Below are 7,076 nucleotides of genomic sequence, written 5' to 3'. Positions count from 1 at the left end.
CTCCAGCGCCCGCTTCTCCATGCCCTCGACATCCAGGATGCCCGCCGAGTCGACGCCGTCGATGATGACGACCGCCGAGCCGATGACGATGGCGTTCGCGATGTCTCCCATGAAGCAGGAGGATTCCATTTGTCCGTTCGTAAAAACGGAAGAGGCCATGTCCGAAATTTCCAGCCGGCTCTCATCCGGAAGGTCGGCTTCCAGCAGCGGCGTTATGACCGTCCGGCTCAGATGCTGCCATTCGATCAGGCTGTCGAGGTAGACGACGATGACCGGTCTCGAATGCTTGCCCAAAGAGATGGAATGGAAGATGAGTCCGCTGTTCTGCGGATAGGAAAAATGCTTCTTCAGCCACGAAATGTTCTCCTCCAGCTTATCTTGAAGCCGCAAAGGATTGCCTTCCCCGTCCAGCAGCGGCGGGACATGGGGAAGCGCGTCGATAACAGGCGTATTCTCGGCTCGAGCAGCGCCGTCCGCCTCCCAGTTTCCTAGAGAGAAGGATTCCGGAGGCTCCGTCGACAGATCTGCGACGACATATTTTTTAAGCTTGGCCCATCCCTTCATTTCGCTTCAACCCCTGGTTAGCAAGCCTTCATGAACTTGCCTGCATTATTTGGCCGACTGGATAAAGATAACATCTGCTTGAGAGGTTCATTTTATTCCCATCTTCCGGATAACCCAGGGGCGGCTGGAAACGGCAAGACCTGAAGCGGCACTCCTATGGCAATTGCAGAGCAGCCTATTCAATGCAAGCATGACAAGTTGCAGAGCAGCCTACTCAATGCAAGCCCATGGCAAAAAAAAGGCGGGACAAAAGCTGTCCGCCGGACTGGATGCCGAGCTGAGAAGCCGCAAAGGAGAGGTGAGCTTCAATGATGTCCTCGTCAACTATGCCGGGATCGGCCGGAGCGTTGCCATGGAGGAATTCCGGCCTGAGGACGGGTCCGGCATGCATCGCCGCCTTCCCTGAATCCCCCGACAGCCGCCGGATTGCCGGCCGGCCCATCGGCGCGAGCGGCGGCTTTTCTATGTACGAGCACGGCAAAAAGCCGACCCGGTTGCTTGGGTCGGCTTGGTAGCCTGCCGGCATCTTAGCTGCCGCGGCTCGCGTGAAAGGGACAGCCGCTCCTGATTCCTGCCGTCTCGGCGAAGACAGGCCGCTGCGCGGCTCCGGAAGATTCAGGCGGAGCCGGGCGGGGAGCAGCACAGGCTGCGCGTGCCCATGCCGGAGGCTGATAATTCAGGCTTGGGCTGAAATCGTATTCCTGCATGGCGCTGTCATGCCATACCGCAGTAGCCGCCGGGGATACCGGCGGGATGAGCCAGCTCCAGCGCGCGGACACGTCTCTGCCCTGTTCCCGCTCCTGCTGCTGGAAGCGCATGAATTGATCCGCCGCCGTATGATGGTCCACGATGCTGACTCCGGCCCGCTTGAAGGAATGAAGGACAGCCAGGTTCAGCTCCACCAGCGCCCGGTCCTTCCACAGCATCGTGTTGCTGCTGCGGTCGAGGCCGAGGGCGTCGGCAACGTCGGGAAGCCTGTCGTACCGGCCGGCGTCCGCGAAATTGCGGGCGCCGATCTCCGTTTCCATATACCAGCCGTTGAACGGAGCGGCCGGATAATGGATGCCGCCGATCTCCAGGCTCATGTCGGATATGACCGGCACGGCGTACCATCTGAGGCCGAGACGATCCAGGGCGGGCGTGTCGGGATGCCGGATCTCGACTTCCTGAATCAGATGAGGCGGAATCTCAACCAGCTTCGGCTCCCTGGCTCCGATGCCGATGACGAGCGGCAGCACGTCGTAGTCGCCTCCGGTTCCTTTCCACCCGAGCCGCAGGCATATGGACGTAAACTCATCGGATGCCGGATCGCCGCGGCGCGGCGAAGAGCCGTCCGGCGAAGGATAACCCGCATATCGGATGAGCTGGTGGTTCCAGATGGATATTTCTTCCGAGCCTTCCGAGCGGCTGCGGAAGATCGTCATGAGCGGCCGGATCCTGCCCCCCGCTCCCGCCTTCTCCAGATGCCGGAACAGGCATTCGGCCACCTCGTCCTCAGTGGATGCATGGCGGGCGTCGATGACTTCAAGGGAATTCCAGAACAAACGGCCGATGCAGCGGCTGTTGTTGCGCCAGGCCGCCTTTCCCCCGTAGGCCAGCTCACCGGGCGTGTGGACATAAGCGCCCGTCCGGCGAATCTCGGCGTCGACCTCCCGGATCCGCTCTTCCGCCTCTTCCGGCGGCTTGTCCATTTCCCCGTAATACCGGCGCAGAAACGATTCCGCCTGCCGGCACAAGGCATCGATGCCCTCCATGCTGCTCATGCTGTCTATTCCCCGCTTTCGGCCAGTCTGGCCAGAATTCTCCGCTTCCGGTACAGCATCTCCGCCGCTTCGGTCACGTCCTTGAGCATCCCCCGGTTCGTATAGGCGCCGAAAAAGATGCCGGCTACCGGTATCGCCTGGAGCAGCTTCTTCCAGCCCCAGTTGTCCCGGTAGACGCTGATGACCTCCCTCCATCCCTGGATGCGGGAAATCGCGGCTTGGGCCGCTTCCTCTCCGGCCGATGCCTGCTGATTGATCTCTTCCAGAATAGCACGTTTTCCGACAATATCCGAGGATGCGAATTGCATGACCTTGACCGTGAAGATCCGCTCTTCCTTGAGCGTCGGATCAAAACCGTACGACAGGCCGATTTCCTGAATCGCCTTGAGCGAAAGGCCGAGCACGGCCGGAATATCCACGGCGAGCGTGAAGATGCCTCCGATGCCCGTCGTCGCGCCCTGCGCCGTCGCGAACAAAGTACGCTCGCCGGCAAGCTTTCGGGCAGCCTCGTCCATGACCGCCAGCGAATAGGGGCCCGACTCCGGTCCCCCGCGCTTCGCATTGGATGCGGCCAGCAGCTGCCCGACCTTGCGGCCCGCGACCAGATACTTTCCGCCGTTCTGTATATATCCGCCAAGCTCGTCCAGCGCAACGCCCAGCTTCTCATGAACGATCCTGGGAGTGATCTTGTCGAGCATCTTGAACGGCAGCCGCGACAGCCGATCCCAAATCATCAGATTTTTTTGATCCTTTTCCCATTTCTCGACTTCAGCCAAGGCCGATTTCAATTGCGCAGCCGTCTCCAGGCCGCCTCCCGCATGAATGGACATCAGAGCCAATCCTCCTTATGTGCAACGCTTGCCTGCTGCGGACGGATCACCGGCGGACATGCCGGAGCGTCCCGCTCTCCCACCTACGGGGAAGGCGCCATCCAGGTTGCGGTTATGCATTGTTTACCCGGAAACGGGGAGAGCAATCCCTGAGGCAAGACGGAGAGCCAAAAAGCCGGGCCTGTCGGCCTGCGGATGGCAAGCAGAAGGCGCGGCTGTTCGGGCAAGCGGGCTGAAGCCGGGCCTGGCAAGGGCCCGGCGGGGCAACGGAGGAGCCTTGGGCCGGCAGCCCGGTCCGCCTGCCCTGATACAGAGCTGTGGCTTGGCAAGGACCCGGCGGGGCGACGGAGGAGCCTTAGGCCAGCAGTCCGGTCAGCCTGCCCTGATACAGAACCCGCAGTCGGTGCAGAGCCCTCGTGCAGCCTACATACAGAAGCTTCGCGTCGGTCGGGCCGTACGCCGCTTCGCCCGCATCGGCGATGAGCACCGCATCGAACTCAAGCCCTTTGGACAGATAGACCGGCACGACCGTGAGGCCGCCGCCGTACGCCGGCTGGCGGGAATGGACGAGCGCCGCATCGAGGCCTGCCTCCGTGAGGATCCGGTGGATATCCGCGCATTCGGCCTCTGTCCTTCCGATGACGGCGATCGTCTGGAACCATTTCTCCTCTTGCCACTCCCGCACCGTGTCTGCGAGCCGCCCGGCCCAGTCCCCGCCGCCGCAGGCCAGCTCCTCGACCGGATCGCCGCTGCGGAACACCGGAACGGCAGGTTTTACTTCACCCGACATGCCGGCGAGCACGCGGTTGGCGAAGTCGATGATTTCCATCGTGGAGCGGTAGCTTCGGTCCAGCTCGTAATAACCGGTCTGCTCGGGAGCGAACAAATCCCGAAGCTGGCTCCAGCTATTGATTCCCGCGTAAGCGTGAATGCCTTGCTGCAAGTCGCCGAGCACCGTCATCGACGGCTGGCGCTGGCACAGCTTGAGCGCTTCGATCTGGAACGGAGAGTAGTCCTGCGCTTCGTCGATGACGATATGGTCGTAATGCGGCAGGCCGAGTCCGTGCAGGCGGATGTGAAGATAGACGAGCGGAGCGAGATCCTCCTGCTCCGCCTCTCCGGCTTTGATCCGCTGCGCGGTCGCCTTGGCCAGCGCCTTCGGCAGCGCGCCGGCGGCAGACTTGCCGTCCAGCAGCGCCCGGTATAGGGCAGGCGCGGTATAGGACGGTATTTTCTTGTTGAAGGAAGCCAGCTTCGCGAGCGCTTTGGAGCGGATCTTCTTGTCCGTCACGCCGCGGCTCTTGAGCTCGCCTTCCAGCCAGCGGCTGATCCGGCTTGCAAGCCGGTCGCGCCGGCGCATGATCGATTCCTCGCCGTAATCGGTATGGAACCATTCGCTCATCTGCTCAGGCTTCAGGCGGAAGCCGGGCAGCGGCTCGAAGGGTTCCGTCGGCACCATGCCCTCTTCCAGCTCGCCGAGCTTCGCCTCAAGCGCGTCCTTGAAGGCAAGGCTCCCCTTCAGCAAGCCGGAAGCCTCCTGCCATTCCTCGGCTGTGTGAGTGCGTTCGAACCAGTATTCCATCGTATCCGCAGGCGAGCGCAGCGACACCTCGTTCTGCAGCAGCTCGATCGCCCATTCGGAGAACGTCGTCTGGACGATATCGCCGACGCCGAGCTCGGGCAGCACGCCCGAAATGTAATCCAGGAACATCCGGTTGGGGGCGAAGATGATCATCCGTTCCGAGCGGATGCGCCCGGCGTATTGATAGAGCAGGAAGGCGAGGCGATGCAAAGCCACCGTCGTTTTTCCCGAACCGGCCACGCCCTGGATGAACAAGGCGAGATTTTTGTCCGCGCGGATGATCTTGTCCTGCTCCTGCTGGATCGTCGAGACGATGTCGCGGAGCTTGTTGTCCTTGCTCTCGCCGAGCCGGTAGAGCAGAAACTCATCCGTGGCGGCATCGTCCTCCTGGCCGCGCACGAAGCTGTCGACCAGCCTCAGCAGCTCCTCCCGGCGCACCATCAGGTTGCGCTTGAGATGGACGGTGCCTTCGATTTCCCCGTCCGGGGAGACATAATTGACCGGGGCTTCCCCCCCGCTGAACGAATAGAACAGGCTCGCTACCGGAGCGCGCCAATCGATGACGAGCAGCTCGTCCGAGCCCGAACGGGCCACTCCGGCCTTGCCGATGTAGAGAGGGCTGGGATCCGCCTTGCCTTCCTCCTGGAAGTCGATCCTTCCGAAGTAGGCTTCCTTGCGCGCAAGCTCCAGCCTTCTCTCCCGTTCCTCTCTCTGCAGGTCGAGCATCTGCTCGGTGAAATCGTCGCCGGTATAGCGGGGGCCGATGCCCCGCAGCTGGACTTCGATGTCCTTCACGGCACTTGCGAGCCGTGTTTCTTCCTCTTGATAGGCACTTTGAGCACTCATGCCAGTTACCTCCTAAGGGTGGGTTTTTGGAAAAAGCGAAAGGTAACTATAGCACAGAAGACAATCTGGCAGCAATCGGAAATGTGGCGCCGCTTTCATTTTCTGCGAGACGAAATAAAAAAATCCGGGCCGCAAGCCCGGAACAAGTGCGGCTAGATCATTTTCAATACCGCATACACCCATATGGCATCAATGACGATGAGCAGGGGAATTCCGAACCGGAAGGAATTATGGAGCGTCTTATGCCTCCACTTCTTCATGCCCGCCCATGCGCCGGGCGCGCCTCCCAGCAGGCTGACGGCGAACAGCCTCTTCTCGGGGATGCGCCGCCGCCCCGCTCTAGCGGCCGCCTTGTCGATACCGAACATGGCGAAAGCCAGGACGTTGGCCGCCAGCAGATAGATGGCCAGGAATGCCTTCGTCAAATGGATTCACTCCTTCCAGTATTCCTTTTGAAAGCTTCGGCAGCGAAGCCGCCTGTGCCGAATTGAATACAGACCGCGATCATGCCGCTATGAAGAGCAGATCAGGCCAACCGACAAGGAACGCAGCGTTCAGGTGCCTCTAGGCTTGGCGCGGCTGGTCGCCTGCGCCTGCAGCGGATCTTCGGGCCAGTAATGCTTCGGATAGCGCACCTTGAGCTCCTTGCGCACTTCGAAGTAGGCCGATGTCCAGAAGCTCTCCAGATCGCGGGTGACCTGCACGGGCCGCTGTGCCGGAGACAGAAGATGCAGGACGATCGGCAGCCGTCCGCCGCCGACCTTCGGAGACTGCTTCATGCCGAACAGCTCCTGGAGCCGGACCGCGAGGAAGGGAGCCTCAGGATCGCTGTAGTCGACCGGTATTCGGGAACCGCTCGGCACGGCGAGATGCGTCGGGGCATAATCGTCGAGCTGGCGGCGCCGCTCCCAGCCGAGCAGCGCGTCTAGAGCTGCCGTCAGCTCCAGCTTCTGCAGCCCGGCCGCGCTGCGGATGCCGACCGCATAAGGCGCGAGCCAATGCTCCAGGCTTGCGAGCAGCGCCTCGTCGGAGGCATCCGGCCAGTCCGGACGCATCGCATGCATCAGCCTCATGCGGGCTTGCAGCTGCCTGGAGGCGCGGTTCCACGGAAGGATGCGCAGGCCCAGCTTGCGGATTCCGTCCATCAGCGCGGCTGACACCATGGCGGGATCGGGCTGCTGAAGCTGCGCCTCGCGGACCGTGATCGCGCCGAGCTTCAGCTTCTTGCGGCTGCGGACGGCTTGCGCTCCATCGTCCCAGACGACCAGCTCCTCGGTTTGGAAAAGCTCCGGCAAATGCGTTTCCAGCTCCTCGAGCTCGACGGAAGCAGCCAGGTCGATCCGGCCCTCCGTGCCGGAGTCGTCCAGCTCGCAGACGACGAGATAGCCGCATTGCGAGAGCGGCTGCGGATTCGGCAGCGCCGCCCCCCGGCCGCCGGACATCAGAAAGCGGCCGTCCGGCCTCCGCTGCGCGATGCGGTCGGGATACGCC

At 62.1% G+C, this 7,076-nt stretch carries 7 protein-coding genes; 1 reads left to right on the top strand and 6 read right to left on the bottom strand.

Annotation, left to right across the window (positions count from 1 at the left end; genetic code table 11):
* The coding region (locus tag BN871_RS19210) for a spore germination protein (protein ID WP_048748389.1) at positions 1-564 on the bottom strand (564 nt) is incomplete at its 3' end.
* 217 nt (positions 565-781) lie between these two features.
* Here BN871_RS19210 and BN871_RS19205 point away from each other — a divergent pair.
* Positions 782-970 carry a hypothetical protein gene (locus BN871_RS19205; RefSeq protein ID WP_048748388.1) on the top strand — a complete coding sequence of 63 codons (189 nt, stop codon included), beginning with the start codon at positions 782-784 and terminating at the stop codon, positions 968-970.
* Positions 971-1,091: 121 nt separating this feature from the next.
* Here BN871_RS19205 and BN871_RS19200 read toward each other — a convergent pair whose 3' ends face one another.
* From BN871_RS19200 to BN871_RS19180, 5 genes are all read right to left on the bottom strand, one after another.
* A complete protein-coding gene (locus BN871_RS19200; protein WP_083436542.1) occupies positions 1,092-2,318 on the bottom strand; it encodes a nitric oxide synthase oxygenase in 1,227 nt (408 codons plus the stop codon).
* A 14-nt stretch (positions 2,319-2,332) separates the two neighbouring features.
* Entirely contained in the window at positions 2,333-3,157 is an 825-nt protein-coding gene (locus BN871_RS19195) for an EcsC family protein (RefSeq protein ID WP_048748387.1), read from the bottom strand.
* 355 nt (positions 3,158-3,512) lie between these two features.
* Positions 3,513-5,585: an ATP-binding domain-containing protein gene (locus tag BN871_RS19190; protein WP_048748386.1), complete on the bottom strand. Its 2,073-nt coding sequence runs from the start codon at positions 5,583-5,585 to the stop codon at positions 3,513-3,515.
* 152 nt (positions 5,586-5,737) lie between these two features.
* Positions 5,738-6,010 carry a DUF1294 domain-containing protein gene (locus BN871_RS19185; protein ID WP_232313192.1) on the bottom strand — a complete coding sequence of 91 codons (273 nt, stop codon included), beginning with the start codon at positions 6,008-6,010 and terminating at the stop codon, positions 5,738-5,740.
* Positions 6,011-6,139: 129 nt separating this feature from the next.
* On the bottom strand, positions 6,140-7,076 hold a 937-nt coding region (locus BN871_RS19180; protein ID WP_048748385.1), incomplete at its 5' end, for an ATP-dependent helicase C-terminal domain-containing protein.

The sequence above is a fragment of the Paenibacillus sp. P22 genome (assembly GCF_000469945.2).
Classification (GTDB): domain Bacteria; phylum Bacillota; class Bacilli; order Paenibacillales; family Paenibacillaceae; genus Paenibacillus_O; species Paenibacillus_O humicus.
Note: the sequence above shows the minus strand (reverse complement) of the source record. Positions and strands in the feature narration are given on the sequence as shown.